18 protein-coding genes are annotated in these 19,008 nt (G+C 73.5%); 8 read left to right on the plus strand and 10 right to left on the minus strand.

All coding sequences use genetic code 11. The features are described 5' to 3' along the window. Nucleotides 1-18 precede the first annotated feature (18 nt). Nucleotides 19-729, minus strand: a complete 711-nt coding sequence (locus ACQPYD_RS24015; protein ID WP_433697807.1) for a hypothetical protein — start codon at nt 727-729, stop codon at nt 19-21. Between the two features lie 83 nt (nt 730-812). Between ACQPYD_RS24015 and ACQPYD_RS24020 the strand changes: the two genes are divergently transcribed. Continuing rightward, entirely contained in the window at nt 813-1,343 is a 531-nt protein-coding gene (locus ACQPYD_RS24020) for a DinB family protein (protein ID WP_433697808.1), read from the plus strand. Nucleotides 1,344-1,460: 117 nt separating this feature from the next. Then, nucleotides 1,461-1,994 carry a DinB family protein gene (locus ACQPYD_RS24025; protein WP_433697809.1) on the plus strand — a complete coding sequence of 178 codons (534 nt, stop codon included), beginning with the start codon at nt 1,461-1,463 and terminating at the stop codon, nt 1,992-1,994. A 79-nt stretch (nt 1,995-2,073) separates the two neighbouring features. Here the strand turns inward: ACQPYD_RS24025 and ACQPYD_RS24030 are convergent, their stop codons facing one another. The 3 genes from ACQPYD_RS24030 to ACQPYD_RS24040 form a co-directional block, all read right to left on the minus strand. Next, complete coding sequence (locus ACQPYD_RS24030; protein WP_433697810.1) at nt 2,074-2,883, minus strand: PadR family transcriptional regulator; 810 nt, start codon at nt 2,881-2,883, stop codon at nt 2,074-2,076. A gap of 150 nt (nt 2,884-3,033) precedes the next feature. Next, nucleotides 3,034-6,597, minus strand: coding sequence for a DNA polymerase III subunit alpha (gene dnaE / locus ACQPYD_RS24035; RefSeq protein WP_433697811.1), 3,564 nt, complete (start codon nt 6,595-6,597; stop codon nt 3,034-3,036). Between the two features lie 305 nt (nt 6,598-6,902). Then, nucleotides 6,903-7,766, minus strand: a complete 864-nt coding sequence (locus tag ACQPYD_RS24040) for a hypothetical protein (RefSeq protein WP_433697812.1) — start codon at nt 7,764-7,766, stop codon at nt 6,903-6,905. Between the two features lie 230 nt (nt 7,767-7,996). Here ACQPYD_RS24040 and ACQPYD_RS24045 point away from each other — a divergent pair, with 230 nt between their 5' ends. Continuing rightward, the gene (locus tag ACQPYD_RS24045; protein ID WP_433697813.1) at nt 7,997-9,301 is read left to right on the plus strand and encodes an endonuclease/exonuclease/phosphatase family protein; all 1,305 of its coding nucleotides are present in this window, start codon (nt 7,997-7,999) and stop codon (nt 9,299-9,301) included. 46 nt (nt 9,302-9,347) lie between these two features. Here the strand turns inward: ACQPYD_RS24045 and ACQPYD_RS24050 are convergent, their stop codons facing one another. From ACQPYD_RS24050 to ACQPYD_RS24060, 3 genes are all read right to left on the minus strand, one after another. After that, entirely contained in the window at nt 9,348-9,698 is a 351-nt protein-coding gene (locus ACQPYD_RS24050; RefSeq protein WP_433697814.1) for a chorismate mutase, read from the minus strand. Between the two features lie 311 nt (nt 9,699-10,009). Beyond that, a complete protein-coding gene (locus ACQPYD_RS24055) occupies nt 10,010-10,666 on the minus strand; it encodes a PaaI family thioesterase (protein WP_433697815.1) in 657 nt (218 codons plus the stop codon). Between the two features lie 144 nt (nt 10,667-10,810). After that, the gene (locus ACQPYD_RS24060; RefSeq protein ID WP_355013454.1) at nt 10,811-11,248 is read right to left on the minus strand and encodes a GNAT family N-acetyltransferase; all 438 of its coding nucleotides are present in this window, start codon (nt 11,246-11,248) and stop codon (nt 10,811-10,813) included. A 65-nt stretch (nt 11,249-11,313) separates the two neighbouring features. Between ACQPYD_RS24060 and ACQPYD_RS24065 the strand changes: the two genes are divergently transcribed. The 4 genes from ACQPYD_RS24065 (at nt 11,314) to ACQPYD_RS24080 (ending at nt 15,393) form a co-directional block, all read left to right on the plus strand. Then, nucleotides 11,314-12,165, plus strand: coding sequence for a helix-turn-helix domain-containing protein (locus ACQPYD_RS24065; protein ID WP_433697816.1), 852 nt, complete (start codon nt 11,314-11,316; stop codon nt 12,163-12,165). Nucleotides 12,166-12,463: 298 nt separating this feature from the next. Further along, a complete protein-coding gene (locus tag ACQPYD_RS24070; RefSeq protein ID WP_433702113.1) occupies nt 12,464-13,165 on the plus strand; it encodes an AzlC family ABC transporter permease in 702 nt (233 codons plus the stop codon). Continuing rightward, nucleotides 13,162-13,476 (plus strand): AzlD domain-containing protein, encoded by a 315-nt coding sequence (locus ACQPYD_RS24075; protein WP_433697817.1) that lies wholly within the window; start codon nt 13,162-13,164, stop codon nt 13,474-13,476. Before ACQPYD_RS24070 ends, ACQPYD_RS24075 begins: the two co-directional genes overlap by 4 nt. Before the next feature lie 234 nt (nt 13,477-13,710). After that, nucleotides 13,711-15,393, plus strand: a complete 1,683-nt coding sequence (locus ACQPYD_RS24080) for a thiamine pyrophosphate-dependent enzyme (protein ID WP_433697818.1) — start codon at nt 13,711-13,713, stop codon at nt 15,391-15,393. A gap of 79 nt (nt 15,394-15,472) precedes the next feature. On the opposite strand, the gene ACQPYD_RS24085 is transcribed toward ACQPYD_RS24080, so the two are convergent. Next, complete coding sequence (locus tag ACQPYD_RS24085) at nt 15,473-16,378, minus strand: LysR family transcriptional regulator (RefSeq protein ID WP_267945804.1); 906 nt, start codon at nt 16,376-16,378, stop codon at nt 15,473-15,475. A gap of 73 nt (nt 16,379-16,451) precedes the next feature. Between ACQPYD_RS24085 and ACQPYD_RS24090 the strand changes: the two genes are divergently transcribed. Then, nucleotides 16,452-17,468 (plus strand): DMT family transporter, encoded by a 1,017-nt coding sequence (locus ACQPYD_RS24090; protein WP_433697819.1) that lies wholly within the window; start codon nt 16,452-16,454, stop codon nt 17,466-17,468. 9 nt (nt 17,469-17,477) lie between these two features. On the opposite strand, the gene ACQPYD_RS24095 is transcribed toward ACQPYD_RS24090, so the two are convergent. Both ACQPYD_RS24095 and lspA read right to left on the minus strand, forming a co-directional pair. Next, on the minus strand, nt 17,478-18,404 hold the full coding sequence (locus tag ACQPYD_RS24095) for an RluA family pseudouridine synthase (protein WP_267945806.1): 927 nt from the start codon (nt 18,402-18,404) through the stop codon (nt 17,478-17,480). Further along, nucleotides 18,401-18,982: a signal peptidase II gene (gene lspA / locus ACQPYD_RS24100; protein WP_433697820.1), complete on the minus strand. Its 582-nt coding sequence runs from the start codon at nt 18,980-18,982 to the stop codon at nt 18,401-18,403. The genes ACQPYD_RS24095 and lspA overlap by 4 nt, the downstream gene beginning before the upstream one ends. Nucleotides 18,983-19,008: the final 26 nt, after the last annotated feature.

A 19,008-nucleotide genomic window follows, 5' to 3' on the forward strand; every position in this document is an offset into this window, starting at 1 on the left:
GGCGCACGCGGCCGGGGGTCAGCGTCCTGCGTCCTCCGGTCCGGACGGGTCGCGTTCGACCGCGACCGGCGCACCGTGGGCGGGCGGCGCCGGGGGCAGCACGCCGTCCTGCGGCGCCCGGTCCCCGTCCTCCTGCCCGACGGCCCCCTCCGCCGCCCCCTCGGGCGGCGCGGGCTCGGGCGGGGGGACACCGGGCAGGTCGCGGCGCACGATGCTGACCGCGTCGAGCAGGCCGTACTGGAGCACGAACACGAAGGGCCAGGCCACCAGGAACGCGGTCGCGTCCAGATGGAGCCCGGTCACGACCGTCGCACCGGACTCCGCGGCCCCGACGGCGGCGTGGACCCCGCCGTCCAGGGCGACCCCGACGCGCCAGGTGAGCAGGGCGCCCGCGACCGCGCCCAGGAAACCCGCGACCAGGACGGCCAGGCGCAGGTCCTGGAGGCGTCGCCGGGCCAGCGGGAACTGGACCATGTAGGCCGCGTACCCGGTGGCCAGGCCGGCGAGCGCGGTCATGACGACGAAGTAGCCCTCACCGGCGAACACGTCCTCGGTGGTGCCGGTGAAGACCTGCCCGTCGCCCAGCGCGGTGCCCTCCGCGCGGGGCGCGAACTGCCACCACACCAGGCCCAGCAGCGCGCCCAGCAGAACCAGGGCCCCGAAGACGCACGCCCCCACGGCCAGCTGTCGTAGCGGCGCCGCCCCGTCCGCGCGGTTCTGCTCCGTCATCTCCCCAACTCTCCTCACCCCGTCCCGGTCCCACCCCGGAAAACCAGTGGATACAGGGCATAGCCGGAACGGAGAATACCGGCATGAGCGACAAGAACAGCCCTCCGGCCGCACCCGTGCCCCGGCGTGTCGATCCTCCCCTGGCGGCCGACGAGCGCACCATGCTCACCAGTTATCTGGACAGGCAGCGCGCCACGGTCCACCTCAAGTGCGCCGGTCTGGCCTCGGAGCTGTCGGGGGCGGCTCCCCTCCCCACCTCTCCGCTGATGACCGCGGGCGGCCTCGTGTCCCATCTGCGGTGGGTGGAGGCGTTCTGGTTCGAGGTGGTGATGCTCAACCAGGCCGACCGGGCGCCGTACTCGCTGGAGGACCCGGACGCCGAGTTCCGCGTCGGCGGCGAGCTGCCGCTCACGGGGCTGCTCGACGACTACGCGGCCCAGTGCGCGCGCTCGCGCGAGATCACCGCGAGGCTGGAGCTGGGGGCCTCGGCCCGCCGTTCGCGCCCGCAGCCGACCCTGCGCTGGGTGCTCCTGCACATGATCGAGGAGACCGCCCGCCACAACGGGCACCTGGACCTGCTGCGCGAACTCGCCGACGGCGTGACCGGGCAGTAGGACCGGGACAGGGCCGGGGCGCACCCCCCGGAGCCCTCCCCGTCCCCGGCCCCGAACCGGGGCGGCGCCTCCGGAAATGCGCTGGCGTGCGAGGGGCGCCGACCGGACAATACGGGGATGAACGACGAGAACGCTCCCCTGACCGCCCCCGGCCGCGTCGATCCGCCCATGGCGGCCGACGAGCGCACCATGCTCACGACGTGGCTGGAGTGGCACCGCGCCACGGTGCACGCCAAGTGCGTGGGCCTGTCCCCCGGGCACGCCTCCGCCACCCCGCTTCCGACGTCGCCGCTGATGAGCGTCGGCGCAGTGGTCTCGCACCTGCGCTGGGTGGAGCACGCCTGGTTCGAGAAGCTCCTGATGGGACTGCCCGAGAACGGGCACGCGACCCCCGAGGACCCCGACGCCGAGTGGCGGCGCGGCAGTGAGCTCCCCCTGTCCCTGCTGCTCGACGAGTACGAGGAGCAGTGCGCGCGCTCGCGCGAGATCACCGCGGGGCTCGACCTGGACGCGGTGGCCGCCACCGCACGGAAGGACGAGGAGCCCGCCACCCTGCGCTGGGTCCTGGTGCACATGATCGAGGAGACCGCCCGCCACAACGGGCACCTGGACCTGCTGCGCGAACTCGCCGACGGGGTGACCGGCGAGTAGGGCGGGGCCGGACCGCGGAGGGCCCGTGGCGACCGCTGGAACCCCGGGGTCGCGTTCACGGGCCCCCGGCGTTCCCGGCTCAGAGGCCGGTGTCCTCCCCGGGGTCCGACTCCGGGGCGGTGTCCTCCTCGGCCAGGATCAGGTAGAGGCTGCGCCGTGTCTCGGCCAGGAGCCGCTTGGCGCGGTCCAGCTGGTCGTCGGTGCCCGCCTGGGCGACCTGGGCGGCGGCCGCTGCCAGCTGGTACGCCAGGCCGCCGATCTCCTCGTAGCGGGACCGGCTGTCGGCGTGGGCGTCCGCGCCCGCCTCCCAGGGCGGGGTGAGACCGGCGCCGTTCTCGTCCAGGTAGGCGATGCCCTCCTCGGTGAGCCGGTAGGGACGGCGGCGCCCCTCCCCCTCCTCCTGTGCGACCAGGCCCTCGTCCTCCAGCTGCTGGAGCATCGGGTAGACGGACCCGGGGCTGGGCCGCCACATGCCGCCGCTGCGGTCGCGGCCCTCGCGGATGATCTCGTAGCCGCTGCGCGGCTCCTCGGCGATGAGCAGCAGGATGCCGGTGCGGACGTCGCCGCGCCGGGCCCGGCGACCGTCTCCGCGACCGCCCCGGTGGCCGCCGGGACCGTGTCCGAAACCGCCGAACGGGCCACCGAAGGGGACTCCTGCGCCTCCCCAGGGCCCGCCTCCCGGCGGGACGCCGGGAGGCGGCGGGGGCGGCGGCGGTCCGAACTGCGCCCGGTCGCCGCCGTGCTCGTGTCCGTACTCGTGCGGGTGGGGGTGCGGGTGGGGGCCCCGGTGTGCGTCGGCCGGGTGCCGGTCCCAGGGACGCCGCGCACGCTCGGAGCGTCCGCCGCGTGCGTTCCAGGACCAGGGGCCGGGAAGTGCCATGGCGCTCATGGTGTTCTCCTTCTATCGATACAGAGAGACTGTCTACTCTGTTCTGATAGCTCAAAGATATATCGTTAACTCTCTTCCGACAAGTCCCGGACACAGAAGAATCCCCGTGGGCCGCACCGCGCGGCTCACGGGGATCCTGGTCGGCCGGGGTCAGTAGTCGACCGCGTACGCCCCCAGCAGGCTCTTCACCTCGCCGTTGAACTCCGGGGAGATCCGCACCGAGAAGCGGTCCACCGCGTAGATCCTCGACCGGACCGGGTTGTCCACCCTGATCCGCACCGGGGTCTCCCCCTTGTGGGTGGCCAGGACCTGGCGCAGGTCACCGACCAGCTCCGGGGTGAGGCGCTTCTCGTCCACGGTCAGCAGCACCGGCGGCTCCCCCTCGGTGATGTGCGAGATGTCCAGGATCGACATCTCCGAGGCGAACATCGACCACGTGCCGTCCCGGTCGTTCAGACGGCCCTTGACCGTGACCGCCGTGTCCTCCAGCAGGGCCTCCACGTACAGGGGGTAGGTCTTGGGGAAGAACAGCACCTCCATGGAGGCGTCCAGGTCCTCCACCGTGGCGATGGCCCACTGGTTGCCCGCCTTGTTGGTGCGCTTGTCCACCTTGGAGATGAGGCCGGAGATGCGCACCTCACCCCGTTCGCGGCTCAGGTCGCCCGCGACGATCTGCGCGATGGACGTGTCCCGCGACCGCGCCAGGACGCGCTCGGCCCCCGCCAGCGGGTGGCTGGACACGTACAGGCCCAGCATCTCCCGCTCGAACGCCAGCTTGGTCTTGCGGTCCCACTCCTCGTCCCCCCAGTTGATGTTGAGGCCGATGGGGGTGGAGTCGCCGCCCTCCTCCGCACCGCCGAAGAGGTCGAACTGGCCGTGCGCCTCCTGCTTCTTGGAGCTGATCATGCCGTCGACCGCGGTCTCGTGGTGGCGGTACAGCTCGCGTCGCGGCTGGCCGAGCGAGTCGAACCCGCCCGCCTTGATCAGCGACTCGATGACCCTCTTGTTGCAGGCCGCCAGCTCGATCTTGGCCAGGAAGTCGGTGAAGGACGTGTACTTGCCCTTCTCCGTGCGGGTCTTGACGATGGAGTTGACCACGTTGGCGCCGACGTTGCGGACCGCGCCCATGCCGAAGCGGATGTCCTTGCCCACCGGTGTGAAGCGCAGACCCGACTCGTTGACGTCCGGGGGGAGCACCTTGATGCCCTGCGCCCGGCACTCCGCCAGGTAGACCGCCATCTTGTCCTTGTCGTCGCTGACCGAGGTCAGCAGCGCGGCCATGTACGCGGCCGGGTAGTTGGCCTTGAGGTAGGCGGTCCAGTAGGAGACCAGCGCGTAGCCGGCGGCGTGCGACTTGTTGAACGCGTACCCGGCGAACGGGAGCATGACGTCCCACAGGGCCTGGATGGCCTCCTTGGAGAAGCCCCTCTCCATGGCGCCGGGGAAGAACTTGGCCTCCTCCTCCTCCAGCGCCTCCTTCTTCTTCTTGCCCATCGCGCGGCGCATGAGGTCGGCGCCGCCCAGCGTGTAGCCGGCCAGCTGCTGGGCGATGGCCATGATCTGCTCCTGATACACGATCAGGTGGAAGGTCTCCTGGAGGATCGGCTCCAGGGCGTCCTTCAGCTCCGGGTGGATCGCTGTGACCTCCTGGCGCCCGTTCGACCGGTCGGCGTAGTCGTTGTGCGCGTTCGCGGCCATCGGGCCGGGCCGGTACAGGGCGTTGACCGCCGCGATGTCACCGAACTTCTTCGGCTGCATCCGCTTGAGCAGGTTGCGCATCGCGCCGCCGTCCAGCTGGAACACGCCCAGGGTGTCGCCGCGCGAGAGGAGCTGGTAGGTCTTCTTGTCGTCCAGCGGAAGCTTGATGAGGTCGATGTCGACCCCCTCCGCCTCCTTGATGCTCTTGACCGCGTCGTCCATGATCGTCAGGTTGCGCAGGCCCAGGAAGTCCATCTTGAGCAGGCCCATGTCCTCGCACTGAGGATAGGGAAAGCCCGTGATGATGGCACCGTCGTTGTCCCGCTTGTGCAGCGGGATGACGTCGAGCAGGGGCTCCTTGGACAGGATGACGCCCGCCGCGTGCACGCCGGTGCCGCGTGTCAGGCCCTCGATACCCCGCGCGGTCTCCATGACCTTGTTGACCTGCGGGTCGTTGTCGACGAGGCTGCGCAGCTCGGTCGTCTCCGAGTAGCGCTCGTGCTCGGTGTTGAACACCGCGTCGAGCGGGATCTCCTTGCCGCCGACCGCGGCCGGGAACGCCTTGGTGATCTGGTCGCCCACCGAGTAGGGCATGCCCAGGATGCGGGTGGAGTCCTTCACCGCGGCCTTGGCCTTGATGGTGCCGAAGGTGAGGATCTGGGCGACGCGCTCCTCGCCGTACAGCCGCGTGACGTACTCGATCATCTCGCCGCGCCGACGCTCGTCGAAGTCCAGGTCGACATCGGGCATGGACACGCGCTCGGGGTTGAGGAACCGCTCGAACAGCAGGCCGTGCTCGAGCGGGTCGAGGTCGGTGATGCCGAGGACGTAGGCGATCATCGACCCGGCCGCCGAGCCGCGCCCCGGGCCCAGGGCGATCTTGCTCTTGCGCGCGTACTGGCAGATGTCGGCGACCACGAGGAAGTAGGCCGGGAAGCCCATCTCGTTGATGATCGCCAGCTCGAACTCGACCCGCTTCTGGACCTCCTCGCCCGCCCCGTCCGGGTAGCGCGTGGGAAGCAGCCGCTGGACCTCCTTGGCCAGCCAGGAGGCCTGGGTCTCGCCCTCCGGCACCGGGAAGACCGGCATGAGGTCCCGGTGCTTGAACACGGCGTCGTAGGCGTTGGGGTCGATGCGCTCGGCGATGAGCAGGGTGTTCTTGCACCCCTGCTTCCACTCGTCGAAGTCGAGGATGCCGCGCATCTCGTCGGCGGTCTTGAGGTAGTAGCCCGAGCCGTTGAACCGGAACCGGGTGGGGTCGTCCAGGTTCTTGCCCACGCCCACCGCCAGCAGGGCGTCGTGCGCCGCCGCCTGGTTCTCGTACACGTAGTGGGAGTCGTTGGTGACCAGCGGCGGGATGTTCAGCTCGCGGCCGACCTTGAGGAGGCCGTCGCGGACCTCCTTCTCGATGCTCACACCGTGGTCCATCAGCTCCAGGAAGACGTTGTCCCGGCCGAAGATGTCCTGGAGCCCGGCCGCGTACTCGATGGCCTCCTTCTCCTGGCCCAGCCGCAGCCGCGTCTGCACGCCGCCCGACGGGCAGCCCGTGGAGACGATGATGCCCTCGTTGTACTCCTGCATGAGCTCCAGGTCCATGCGGGGCTTCATGTAGTAGCCCTCCATGGACGCCAGCGAGGACATCCGGAAGAGGTTGCGCAGCCCGGTCTCGTTCTGCGCCAGCATCGTCATGTGGAGGTAGCGGCCGCCGCCGGAGATGTCCTTGCCACCCTCGGAGGACACGTCGTCCGACCCGCTGGAGCGACCCCAGAACACGCGCTTCTTGTGGAACCGCGACTCGGGCGCCACGTACGCCTCGATGCCGATGATCGGCGTGACACCGGTGCCCTTGGACTGCTGGTAGAACTCGTAGGCGCCGAACATGTTGCCATGGTCGGTCATGGCGACCGCCGGCATCCCCAGCCTCGCCGCCTCCTTGAAGAGGGGCTTCAGCTTCGCAGCCCCATCGAGCATGGAGTACTCGGTGTGGACGTGCAGATGTGCGAAGGAGTCGGCCATGGTTCGGGTGCCCCCATGAGGGTCGTAGGTCGGGTGGTATCTCCCGAGCCTACGACTTTCCCACGACGCCCGTGTCCCACTGTGGACGACGAACCGGACTCCCCACCTGCGGACGCGGAGCCGGACGGGCCCCTGTGTCCTGGATCACGGCGCGGCTCCGGGCGGGGCGGGGGCCCGCCGCGTTCGGTCGCGCCCGGCCACCCGGCCCCGGCGGACCGGGGCGACCGCCCCGCTTCGGCGAGGTGGCCCTCCGGGCCGGACCGCACGGGAGGGCGGGATCGCCGGGAAGCGGGTCCGGGCGGCGCTCAGGCGGCGCGGACGCGGCCGGCGAGGGCGCGCAGCCAGGGCTCCCGGAAGCCGGGCTCGCCCGCCAGGACCCGGCGGAAGCGCTCCCTGGCCTCGGGGGTGCGCCCGTAGCCGTGCAGGACGACCGCGCTGTTCAGGGCCGCGCGGGCCTCCTCGTCGCGCCGGGGCACGGTCACACCCGGGTCCGCCCAGCGGTGGCGCCGGAAGGAGTGCTCGGCCTTGGGTTGGCTGTTGCCCAGATAGCCCCACAGCCAACCGGAGACGGACACGTTGCGCACCGCGCGGGCCGGGAGCTCGCCCACCCAGTCGGCGTGCTGCTGCCAGCGCCAGGTCTTCGGGCTCGTCTTCCCCCTGGCGGTGACTCCCAGGTAGCGGACCTTCGTCCGGATCACGTTCCAGGCGGCGCGCTCGTCGTCGATCCAGTCCCGCAGCTCCCGGTGGAGGTTCCCGAAGGTGGAGCCCGCGGCGACCAGGTCGACGAGGACCACGGGGCGCCTGCGGCCCGCCAGCCCCGCCGGGGACAGCCCCGCGTCGGCCAGGTTGACGCGCAGCTGCCGCCGCTCCTGCGGGGTGGTCACGCGCCCCTCGTACCCGTAGAGGGACAGCGGCAGCCGGTTCAGGCGCTCGGCGTCGGCCGTCCCCGCGAGGACCCCGCCCAGCAGGTCGTACAGGCTGTCGGGCGAGCGGCCGACGAAGAACAAGTCCCCGTCGGCGCTGCGCGCGACGACCTTGGCCGCGCACTCGGTGAGCTCGGCGACGTAGCCGGGGTCGTACTCCTCGGACCCGTCTCCGACGAGGGACCCCAGCCGGTCGCCGCGGGCCACGTTCCAGCGGAAGGGGCGGTTCGGTTCGATCTGGTCCATGGCCCCATGGAACCAACCGCCGACCGTGCGGCCAAGCGCTTTTCCGGGTGCCGGGGCCCACGCCACCCGCGCCACCCGCGCCACCCGCGCCACCCGCGCCACCCGCGCCACCCGCGCCACCCGCGCCCGGTGGACGGCCCGGGTCCGCCCCCGGTTCACCCCCGCCTGTTACCCTCCCGCGGTCGGGGTGGCGGCACCGCCCCCCGCTCCCCCGGTGAGAGGATGCCTCCATGCCCCCGTCCGTGAACCGCGACGCCCGGCCCGGTCCCCCGGCCGGCCCGGCCCGACGCCGCGTGGCCTCCACCGCCACGCTCGTCCTCGCGGCGTCGGCCCTGGTGGCGGCGCCAGCCGCCGCGGCGGAGTCGCCGTCCGTCCCCGGGCCGCCCGGCCCGCACCAGGTCCGGTTCGCGACGTTCAACACCGCCCTCGAGCGCCCCGGGCAGGGTGCGCTCGCGGCCGAGCTCGCCACCCCGGACAGCGAGCAGGCCCGCAACGTCGCGGAGATCATCCAGCACGTGCGGCCCGACGTGCTCCTCGTCAACGAGTTCGACCACGACGAGGAGGGCGAGGGCGCCCGCCTGTTCCAGGACAACTACCTCTCCGTCGGCCAGAACGACGCCGAGGGCATCGACTACCCGTACGTGTACACCGCCCCGGTCAACACGGGCGTGCCCTCGGGCGCGGACCTCGACGGGGACGGCCGGGCGGTGACGGAGCCCGGGACCCCCGGCTATGCCGAGGACGCGTTCGGCTACGGCGCCTTCCCCGGACAGTACGGGATGGTCGTGTACTCGATGTACCCGATCGTCACCGAGCGGGTGCGCACCTTCCAGACCTTCCGCTGGGCGGACATGCCGGACGCGCTGCTGCCCACCGACCCGGCGACCGGCGGGCCCTACTACTCCGACGAGGCGCTGGAGGTCCTCCGCCTCTCGTCCAAGAGCCACTGGGACATCCCGGTCGACACGGGGAGGGGGCGCCCGATCCACCTCCTGGCCAGCCATCCCACGCCGCCGGCCTTCGACGGGCCCGAGAGGCGCAACGTCCTGCGCAACCACGACGAGATCCGCTTCTGGGCCGACTACGTCACCCCGCGCGCGGGCTCCTACATCTACGACGACGAGGGCCGGCGCGGCGGCCTGCCGGTCGGCGCCCCCTTCGTCATCGCGGGCGACCTGAACGCCGACCCCGACGACGGGGACGGCCACCCCGGCGCGATCGCCCGCCTCCTGGAGCACCCGGGGATCACCGACCCACGCCCCGCCAGCCAGGGCGGCAGGGGCGCCGCCCAGCGCCAGGGCGGCGCCAACGAGGGCCACGAGGGCGACCCCGGCCTCGACAGCGCCGACTTCACGGACGAGCCGGGGCCGGGGAACCTGCGCGTGGACTACGTACTGCCCTCCCGCACCGTCCCGGTCCGCGGATCGGGGGTGTTCTGGCCGACCGTGGACGACAGCCTCTTCCGCCTGACCGGCGACTACCCGTTCCCGAGCTCCGACCACCGCCTGGTCTGGGTGGACCTGCTCCGCCCCTGAGCCGCCGCCCCGGGCGCGGGCGTCCGGGGCGGGCGGCCCCGCCCGCTCACGCCCGGGGGGAGCCCGCCCTCCGGGCCCCCGCCTCCTCCTCTGCCGCGGAGAGCCCGGCGCTGATGACGCTGTCCATGATCTCGGCGATCCGGTCGGGGCCCAGGCGCGGGGCGTGGCGGGCCATCCGCTCGACCAGCGCCCGCTCACGGCCCATGTCGCGACCGGCGAAGTATCCGACCGGCTTGAGCCTCTGCACCTGGGCGGCGACCAGCGCCCGCCGTTCGAGGAGCGCGGCCAGCTCGGCGTCCATGCGGTCGATGCGACCGCGCAGGAGGGCGATCTGCTCCTCCGGCGCGGCCGGGGGGACGGCCGGCGCGGGCTCGGGGGTGGCGGACGGGTGGTTCACGGTGGCCTCCGACGGGATGCGTCCACGGACGCGGATGCGGTGCGGCCGTACGTCCCGCGGGAACGGGTGTGACACGTGCGGGGGCGTCGGCCGCCTGGAAAACGAAAGAGCACCGGGGCCTCCGCCCGGGTGCTCTGCTGCCGACGTTCCCTGTTCCGCCTACGTGGAAGCGGCCGACGGGCTCGTCGGCCTGCTAAACACGTGCATGCGGTGGGTCACGGGCGCCATCCTACCGCGTCCGTCCCGCGCACGGACGAGGGCGGCCCGTACCGGGGTACGGACCGCCCTCGGAGCTGTGTCCCGTGCGCCGGTCAGGGCACCTCGACGCGCACCATGAGGGCGGTCGCCTCGGCCGTGACCTCGCCGTTGACGCGGATCTCGCCGGTGACGTACACCTTGCGCCGCTCGGTGCCGGTCACCCGCGCGACGACCTCCAGGGGCGTGAAGAGCGGCGTGGGCTTGCGGTAGTCGACCTCCAGCCTGGCGGTGAGGCCGGGCGAGGTCGCGAGCGAGGACGCGGAGCCGACGGCCTGGTCCAGCATGGCGGCGATCCAGCCGCCGTGGACCAGTCCGGGCGGGCCCTGGTAGACGGTGTTGAGGGTGACCTCGCCGCGCACCCCCTCCTCGGTCGCGTCCAGGAACAGCGGCGGGGCCGCGGGGTTGGTGTCGCCGGACACCACGTTGGTGATGGTCCCGTACTCGGTGTCGCCGCCGGGCAGCTCGCGCAGGACCATGGTGCCGATCTGCCTGCGGGCGACGTTGAGCCTGCCGGTGAGGCCCTCCACGGTCGCCGCGGCCTCGGCGAGGGTGTCGCCGTCGGCCTCGGTGTTGGCGACGGCGTCGATGAGGTCGTGGACACGCGCCACCAGGGAGCGCAGCTCGGAGGGGATCTCGGCCTGCTCGACCACGGGGAGGCCGAAGGCCCGGGGGTCCGGCCGCTCGGTCGCCGGCTGCGTGTTGACCGTCATGTGTTCCTCGTGGGGTCGGTGGGTGCACGGGTGGAGGGGGCACCGATGTCGAACCGAATCCTACTCGGTAGTATTCCGGCCGCACCCCCGTCGGCCGTGCGCTCCCCGTCACACCGCACCGGGACGGGGAGCACCCTCGCGGCGTCAGGCCAGGTCGCGCACCATGTGCAGGTGGGGGATCCCGGCGTCCAGGAACTCGTCGCCGTGGGCCGTGTAGCCGAGCCGCGCGTAGAAGCCCAGCGCGTGGGTCTGCGCGTGCAGCTCCACCCGGACGAACCCGCGTTCGCGCGCCCGCTCCTCCGCCGCCCTGACCAGGGCTGCCCCGGTCCCGTTCCCCCGCCCCTTGGGCAGCACGGCCAGCCTCCCCAGGAGGCCCGCGCCGTCGCCCTGGTCCACCAGCCTGACGGTGCCGACGGGGACCCCGTCGGCCAGCGCGAGGAGGTGGACGGCGGCGGTGTCGCGCTCGTCCCACTCCTCCTCGACGGGGACCTGCTGCTCGGAGACGAACACGGCGCCCCGGATGACGAACACGGCGGCACGGTCGCGCTCGTCCCGTGCCAGTCGGATCTCGGTCGTAGTCATCCCCGAAGGTTAGCCCCGGGCCCGGACCGCCCTGTCGGGAGGCCCCCTAACCTGTGGGTATGGGCATGCCCAGCACCACACACCCCGGCGTGGACGACCCGGGCACGGAGAGCGCGCGCTACTGGCGCTTCTCCGGACTGCCCGGCACCGAACTCCTCACCGCGCGCTTCGTCACCACCACATTCACCCGGCACACCCACCCCACCTACACCATCGGGGTGATCACCGGCGGCATCGAGGAGTACTCCCACTCACGCGGCAAGGCGCGCGTGGGCCCCGGCGGCCTGGCGGTGGTCGGCCCCGGGGAGGTGCACACCGGCCACGCCGGCGTCCCCGAGGGCTGGGGGTACCGGGTGTTCTACCCGTCCCCCGAGGTCATGGTGGACATCGCCCGCGAACTGGGGATGCGCGGCACCCCCGGGTTCACGGAGTCGGGCATCCACGCGCCCGAGGCCGCCCGTGTCCTGGCCTCCGCCCACGTGGCGGCCGAGCACGGCGACCGCCTGACGTCCTCGGCCCTCGCCCGGCGGGGCCTGGGCATGCTGCTGCGCTCCCACGGCCGTGAGCGGGCCGCCGATCCCGTCCCGCACGCGGCGCGCCCCGAGGTGGCGCGGGCCAGGGAGGTCCTCTCCTCCCGCCTGCTCGACCCGCCGACCCTGGACGAGCTCGCCGCCCAGCTGGGGATCGGGCCGTTCTCCCTGTCCCGCGCCTTCCGGGCCGCGTACGGGCTGCCCCCGCACGCCTACCTCAACCAGGTGCGGGTGGACCGGGCCAGGCAGCTCCTCCTCGCCGGCCGCCGGGCGGCCGAGGTGGCGGCCGAGGTCGGTTTCGCCGACCAGGCCCACCTGACGCGCCACTTCAAGCGCCACCTGGGCGTGCCGCCCGGCGCCTACCAGCGCGCCCTGCTCGCCCCCTGACCCGCGGCCCCGCCGCCCGCCTCCGGCGCTCCGGAGGGCGGTGGACCCGGCCGGCCCCCTCCGTCCGCGTCCCGGGCCGCCCGCCGCCCCGGCGGGGCCCGAACGCCGATGCCCGCGCACCTCGCGTCGCCCCTCCGCCCCTCCCCGCAACCACGCGACCCGCGGCCCGCGGCCCGCGGGGGGCGCTCCCCGCGGGCAAGAACGTTCAAGACGGCGCGCGCCCGCCCCCCCTAGCGTGGGCGCCGTGAAATCCTTCTCTCTCCGCTCGTACCTCCGCTCGGCGGCGGTACGCGACAGCATGGGGATCGGCGTGGCCGTGGGCGCCGCCGGTCTCGCGTTCGGGACCGCGGCGGTGGCCGCGGGCCTCTCACCCGCCCAGTCCGTGTTCATGAGCCTGTTCATGTTCACGGGAGCCTCGCAGTTCGCCCTGGTCGGGGTGGTCGCGGGCGGCGGAAGCCTGGTCGCCGGGGCGGCGGGCGCGCTGCTCCTCGGCGCCCGCAACACGCTGTACGGACTGCGGCTGGCCGACGTCCTCGGGTGGCGGGGCGCGCGCCGCGCCCTGGCCGCGCACGGGGTGATCGACGAGACCACCGCGGTCACACTGGTCCAGCCGGACCGGGAGTCGGCGCGCACGGCGTTCGTCACGACCTACGCGGTGCTGGGCTCCTTCTGGGTGGCGACCACCCTGGTGGGGGCGCTGGCGACGGAGCGCGTGAGCGACATCGGCGCGTTCGGCCTCGACGCGGTGGGCCCGGCGATCTTCCTCGCGCTGCTGTGGCCCCGTCTCCGCGAGGGCGGGGGCCGGACCTGGCTGATCGCCGGCGCCGGAGCCGGGCTGGCCCTGGCCGCCACCCCGCTGCTCCCCGCCGGGGTACCGGTGCTGCTGGCCGCGTCGGCCGCGCTGATCGCGCTCGCGGGCCCCTCCGCCGACCCGCCCGCCCCGACGGCCGCGGAGCCCGCGTCCGGCTCCGGCGCCGCCTCGCGGGAGGCCCGCCCATGACCCTGTGGATCGCGCTCGTCGCCACCGCCGCCGGCTGCTACCTGCTCAAGTACGCGGGTCTGGCCGCTCCGCGGCGGCTCCTCGACAACCCGTGGCTGAGGCGGTTCGCGACCGCCGTCCCCATCGCCCTGCTGGCCGCGCTGATCGCGGTGGAGGCGCTCCGCGGCGAGGGCCAGGCCCTGGCCTGGGACACCGCACGGATGGGCGGTCTGGGCGCCGCCGTCCTCGCCCTCGTCCTGAAGGCGCCGTTCCTCGTCGTGATCGTCGCGGCCGCGGCCGTCACGGCCGGCCTGCGCGCTCTGGGGCTCTGACACGCCGGGCCGGGGCGCGCTCCCCGGCCCGGCCTCCGCCGCCCCGTCGCCGCGGCCCGGCCACCGCTCCGCGCCCGGCCCCTCCCCCACCGTCGGAACGGGCCCGCACCACCGCCTCCCGCCTCCACGCCCGTCCTTGACCGTCCCGTGACCGCCTGTCAGAGTCGGCCGCATGCGCCCGGCCGATCCCGGGCGCCGAGTGGACCTTGCGACGATGGAAGGGATCCCACCCCCATGGCCACAGCCGCCGACCGCACCCCACCACCCACCGACACCGCCGCTCACGCGGTGGTGGAGGTCCTCGCCTCCGCCGGGATCAGACGCTGCTACACCGTCCCCGGGGAGAGCTTCCTCGAACTCGCCGACGCCGTCGACCAGCACCCCCTGATGCGGCTGGTGTCGACCCGGCACGAGAACGGCGCCGGGTTCATGGCGGAGGCCGAGGCCAAGCTGACCGGGACACCGGCCGTGGCCGCGGCCACCCGGGGGCCCGGGGCGTCCAACCTGGCGGTGGGCGTGCACACCGCGATGCAGGACTCCACGCCGATGATCGTGTTCCTGGGACAGGCGGAGACCGACCGGCTGGGCCGGGAGGCCTTCCAGGAGGTGGACCTCACCGCGTTCTACGCCCCCATCACCAAGTGGGCGACCACCGTGCACAGGGCCGACCGGCTCGCGGAGGTGACCGCCAGGGCGGTCCGCGTCGCCACCACCGGCCGTCCGGGGCCGGTGGCGATCGCGGTGCCCGGCGACCTGTTCGGCCGCCGGGTGGGACCGCAGGATCCGCCGCGCCCGCACGTGGTCCCCCGCCCTCCCCTGGGCGGGGAGAACCGTGACCGGCTGGCCACCTGGCTGACCCGGGCGGTCCGCCCGGTGATCGTCGCGGGCGGGGGCGCCCGCGCGGCCCGGGAGGACCTGGTCCGGGTGGCCGAGCGCTTCGGCGCCGGGGTGTACGCCTCGTGGCGGCGCCAGGACGTGTTCCCCAACGACCACCCGCTCTACCTCGGCCACCTGGGACTGGGGTGCCCCAAGCCCGTGCTCAACGCCCTGTCGGAGGCGGACGCGGTGCTGGTGGTCGGCTGCCGGATGAGCGAGACCACCACGCAGGGGTACCGGCTGCCCGATCCGGCGAGGGCACGGATCGCGCAGATCGACATCGACCCCGGCCAGGTGGGCGCCACCGCCGACCTGTGGTTCGGCGCGGTGGCCGACGCCCGCGAGGCGCTGCGCGAGCTGGCCGGGTCCCCCGTGCAGGCTCCCTACCGCGACTGGAGCGCGGCCCGCCGGAGGTGGGTGGACAGCACGGTCCCGCCCGCCCACGCCGCGGACCACGCGGGCCGGGGCCTGCACCCGTGGGCGGTGGTCTCGGCCATGCGCACGGCCCTGCCCGAGGACGCCCTGATCACGAACGACGCGGGCAACTTCGCGACGTTCCTGCACCGGGGCTGGTGGTTCCGGCACCCCTCCACCCAGTTGGCGCCCACCAGCGGGGCCATGGGCTACGCCGTGCCGGCGGCGGTGGCGGCCAAGATCGCCGCTCCCGACCGGACCGTGGTGGCCGTGGCCGGCGACGGCGGCGCGCTGATGACCGGACAGGAGCTGGAGACCGCGGTGCGGGAGGGCGCGGCCGTGACCGTGGTGGTGTTCCAGAACGGGCTCTACGGCACGATCGCCATGCACCAGGCCCGGGAGCTGGGGCGCATCGCGGGGACGCGGATCAGCGGCCCGCTCGACCTGGCCGGGTACGCGCGGTCGCTGGGGGCCCGGGGCGCGACCGCCCACACCCGTGAGGAACTGGAGAAGGCGCTGGCCGAGGCAGTCGGCGCGGACCTTCCGACACTGGTCGACGTCCGGACCGACCCGGAGGTGATCAGCCCGACCGCGACCCTGTCCGGCCTGTTGGGCGGGGACCGGTAGCGGGTCCCCCGCCGCGCGGCGCGTCCGCGCGGCGGGGCGGCCGGTCCGTGTGCCGCCCGGGCGCCGGAAGGCCCCGGTCTCAGTCCGCGTAGGCGGCCGCGGCCTCACGCAGGGCGCGGACGGCGGCCCGGATCGCGGGGCGGCGCGAGGCGTCGGTGCGCCAGAACGCGTACACCTGCCGGACCAGCGCGGGCTGCACCGGCACCACCCGCACCCCGTCCGGCAGGGGTCCCCGGCCCAGCCGGGGCATGACGGCGGCTCCGATCCCGGCGGCGATGAGCGCCAGCTTGGTCTGGTGCTCCTCGACGTTGTGGATGACGCGGGGCTCGCCTCCGCGCGCCCGGATCATGCCGTGGAGCCAGTCGTCGCAGATCGACCCGCGCGACCAGCTGATCCAGGGCAGGTCGAGGATCTCCTCCGGTTCGAGGAGCTCGCGGTGGGCGAGGGGGTGGTCGGCGGGCAGGGCGATGTCGCCGACGTCCTCCAGCAGCGGCGCCCGGCTCATCCCCGCGGGCAGGGCCAGCGGGGAGCCGACCCAGTCGATGACCATGGCGAGGTCGGCGTCGCCCCGGGCCATCGAGGGCACGCTCTCGTGGGGCTCCTCCTCGTGGAGCTCCACCTGGAGGCCCGGATGCGCCTCGCGCAGGGAGGTGAGCGCGTGGGGCAGGAGGCCCCGGACGGCCGTGGGGGTGGCGCTCAGGCGCAGGTGGCCCGTGACGTCGTCGCGGTGCGCCTCCAGGTCCGCCTCGGCCCGGTGGACCAGGGAGAGGATCTTCGCGGTGTGCTCGACCAGGAGCTCGGCGGCGTCGGTGAGGCGAACGCCACGGCCGTTGCGTTCGACGAGGGGCTGGCCCACCTCGCGCTCGAGCTTGGTGAGCTGCTGGGAGACGGCGGAGTTGGTGACGTGGAGGGCCTCGGCGGCGGCGGTGAGGGAGCCGTGCGTCGCGATGGTGTGGAGGACCCGGAGTCGGTCGACGCTGAGCATGTAAGCAAGCCTAACCTCCGCATTAAGAAATACGAAGTAGTCCTAATGCGTCGGTGCAGGATAGAAACATCCCATGACCGCCGTCCCCTCCGCCGCGACCACGTCCGGCCCCCCGCCGCACCCGCTCTCCGACTGGCGCGCCAAGTTCGCCCTCCTCGCCCTGATCTGGGGTATGAGCTTCGTCTTCATCAAGGTGGGGGCGAGCGCGCTGTCCCCCGCGCAGCTCGCGCTCGGCCGCATGGCCGCGGGCGCGCTCCCCCTGCTGGCGCTCGTGCTGCTGCGCGGCGGGCGCCTCCCCACCTCTCCGCGCCTGGTGGGCCACATGTTCGTGGCGGCGCTGCTGCTCAACACGGTCCCCTTCACCCTGTTCGGGTACGCCGCACAGCTCATCCCCTCCGCGCTGATGGGGATCGTGAACGCCGCGACGCCCCTGTTCGGCGTGGTGTTCTCGATGGCGCTGCTCTCGGACGAGCGCCCCGACCGGGACAGGGTCCTCGGGCTCGGGATCGGCTTCCTCGGCGTGCTCACCGTCTTCGGGGTGTGGAACACGCTGGGCGAGGTGGCCGCCGGCGACCGCGACGCCGTCGTCGGCATGCTGTTCGTCGTGGGCGCGACGGCCTGCTACGGCATCGGCACCCCCTACCTGCGCCGCTTCGTCGCGGGCAGCTCCCACGGGGCCCTGGAGCTGAGCTCGCTCCAGCTGCTCCTCGGCTCCCTCCCCCTGGCACTGCTCGTCCCGTTCCTCACCGAGGCGCCCACGGGGGTGACCTGGCAGGTGGTGGCGTCGGTGGCCGTCCTGGGCGTGCTCGGCACGGGGGTGGCGTACATCCTCCAGTACGCGATCGTGCGGGAGGCGGGGGCGACCGTGGCCACGACCGTCACCTACGTGGCGCCGGTCGTGGCGATCACCGCCGGGACCGTGCTCATGGGCGAGACCCTGACCTGGAACCAGCCGCTGGGCGCGGTGGTCGTCGTCCTGGGGGCCGCCCTGTGCCAGGGCGTCGTCCGCGTGCGCCGCGTCGCGCCGCGGTCCGGGCCCCGACCGCACGCGAAGGGGCGGCGGGCCCGGGCCCGCCGCCCCTTCGCGTGAACGGCGCCGTCAGTCCTCGCGGAGCACGTCGATCGCCGCTTCGAGGTCGGCGGGGTAGGTGCTGGAGAACTCCACCGGGCGGTGCTCGGTGGGGTGCTCGAAGCCCAGCCGGACGGCGTGCAGCCACTGCCGCCGCACGCCCAGCCGCTCGGCCAGGGTGGGGTCGGCCCCGTAGAGCGTGTCGCCCACGCACGGGTGGCGCAGCGCGGCCATGTGCACCCGGATCTGGTGGGTGCGGCCCGTCTCCAGCCGGATCTCCAGGAGGCTGGCGGCCCGGAAGGCCTCCTGCGTGTCGTAGTGCGTCACCGACGCACGGCCGCCCGCGACCACGGCCCAGCGGCCGTCGCCGGCGGGGTGCCGGTCGATGGGCGCGTCCACCGTGCCGCGGAGCGGATCGGGGTGCCCCTGCACCAGCGTGTGGTAGCGCTTGTCCACGGTGCGCTCCTTGAACGCCCGCTTGAGCACGCTGTAGGCGGTCTCGCTCTTGGCGACCACCATGAGGCCGGTGGTGTTGGCGTCCAGCCGGTGGACGATGCCCTGGCGCTCGGCGGCGCCGCTGGTCGCCAGCTGCACGCCGGAGGCCAGCAGGCCCTCCAGCACGCTGGGCCCGGTCCAGCCGACCGTCGGGTGGGCGACCACGCCGACGGGCTTGTCCACCACGATGATGTCGGTGTCCTCGTGCACGATCCGCATGCCGGGGACGGCCTCGGGGCGCGGCACGGGCGCCGTGGGCGGCGGCGGGAGGGTGATCTCCAGCCAGGCCCCGGCCTGGACCCGGTCGGACTTGCCCGCCTCGGACCCGTCGACCAGGACGCTGCCGTCGAGGATGAGTTCGGCGGCCCGTGTGCGGGACAGGCCGAACAGGCGGGCGATGGCCGCGTCGAGCCGGTCGCCCTCCAGGCCGTCGGGCACGGGCAGGCTGCGTGTGTCGCTCACTGGCCCTTCCCTTCGGTGGTGTCGTCCGGGTGGGGCCCGGAACCCTTGTCGTCCTTCTTCGCGGGCTCCTCCTCGACGACGCTGCCGTCCAGGTTGAGGCCCTTGAAGGTCAGCGCCACCACCAGGCACGCCCCGACGACCACGCACGAGTCGGCGATGTTGAAGACCGGGAAGTTCCCGACGCTGATGAAGTCGACGACCGCGCCGTGGAAGGGCGCCGGCTCCCGGAAGTACCGGTCCACGAGGTTCCCCGCGGCGCCGCCCATCATCAGGCCGAGCGTCACGCCCCACCAGACGCTGCGGACCCGCAGCCCCATGTACCCGATGGCGATGACCACGAGGCTGGCGATGCAGGTGAACACCCATGTGAAGTCGGTGCCCATGGAGAACGCGGCGCCGGTGTTGTACACCAGCGTGAACTGGAGGAGGCTGCCGATGACGTCGACGCGCTCGCCCTGGGAGAAGGTCGCCAGGACCCACTCCTTGGTGAGGAAGTCGGCGACGATCGCGGCGGCTGCGACCAGCAGCAGGAGAAGGTACCTGCGCGGGCGCGCACCGGTCGTGTCGGACGTGGTCATGTTGCTGTCCCCGGAGGGCTCTACCT

It is taken from the genome of Nocardiopsis sp. CA-288880 (assembly GCF_050955985.1).
GTDB lineage: Bacteria > Actinomycetota > Actinomycetes > Streptosporangiales > Streptosporangiaceae > Nocardiopsis > Nocardiopsis tropica.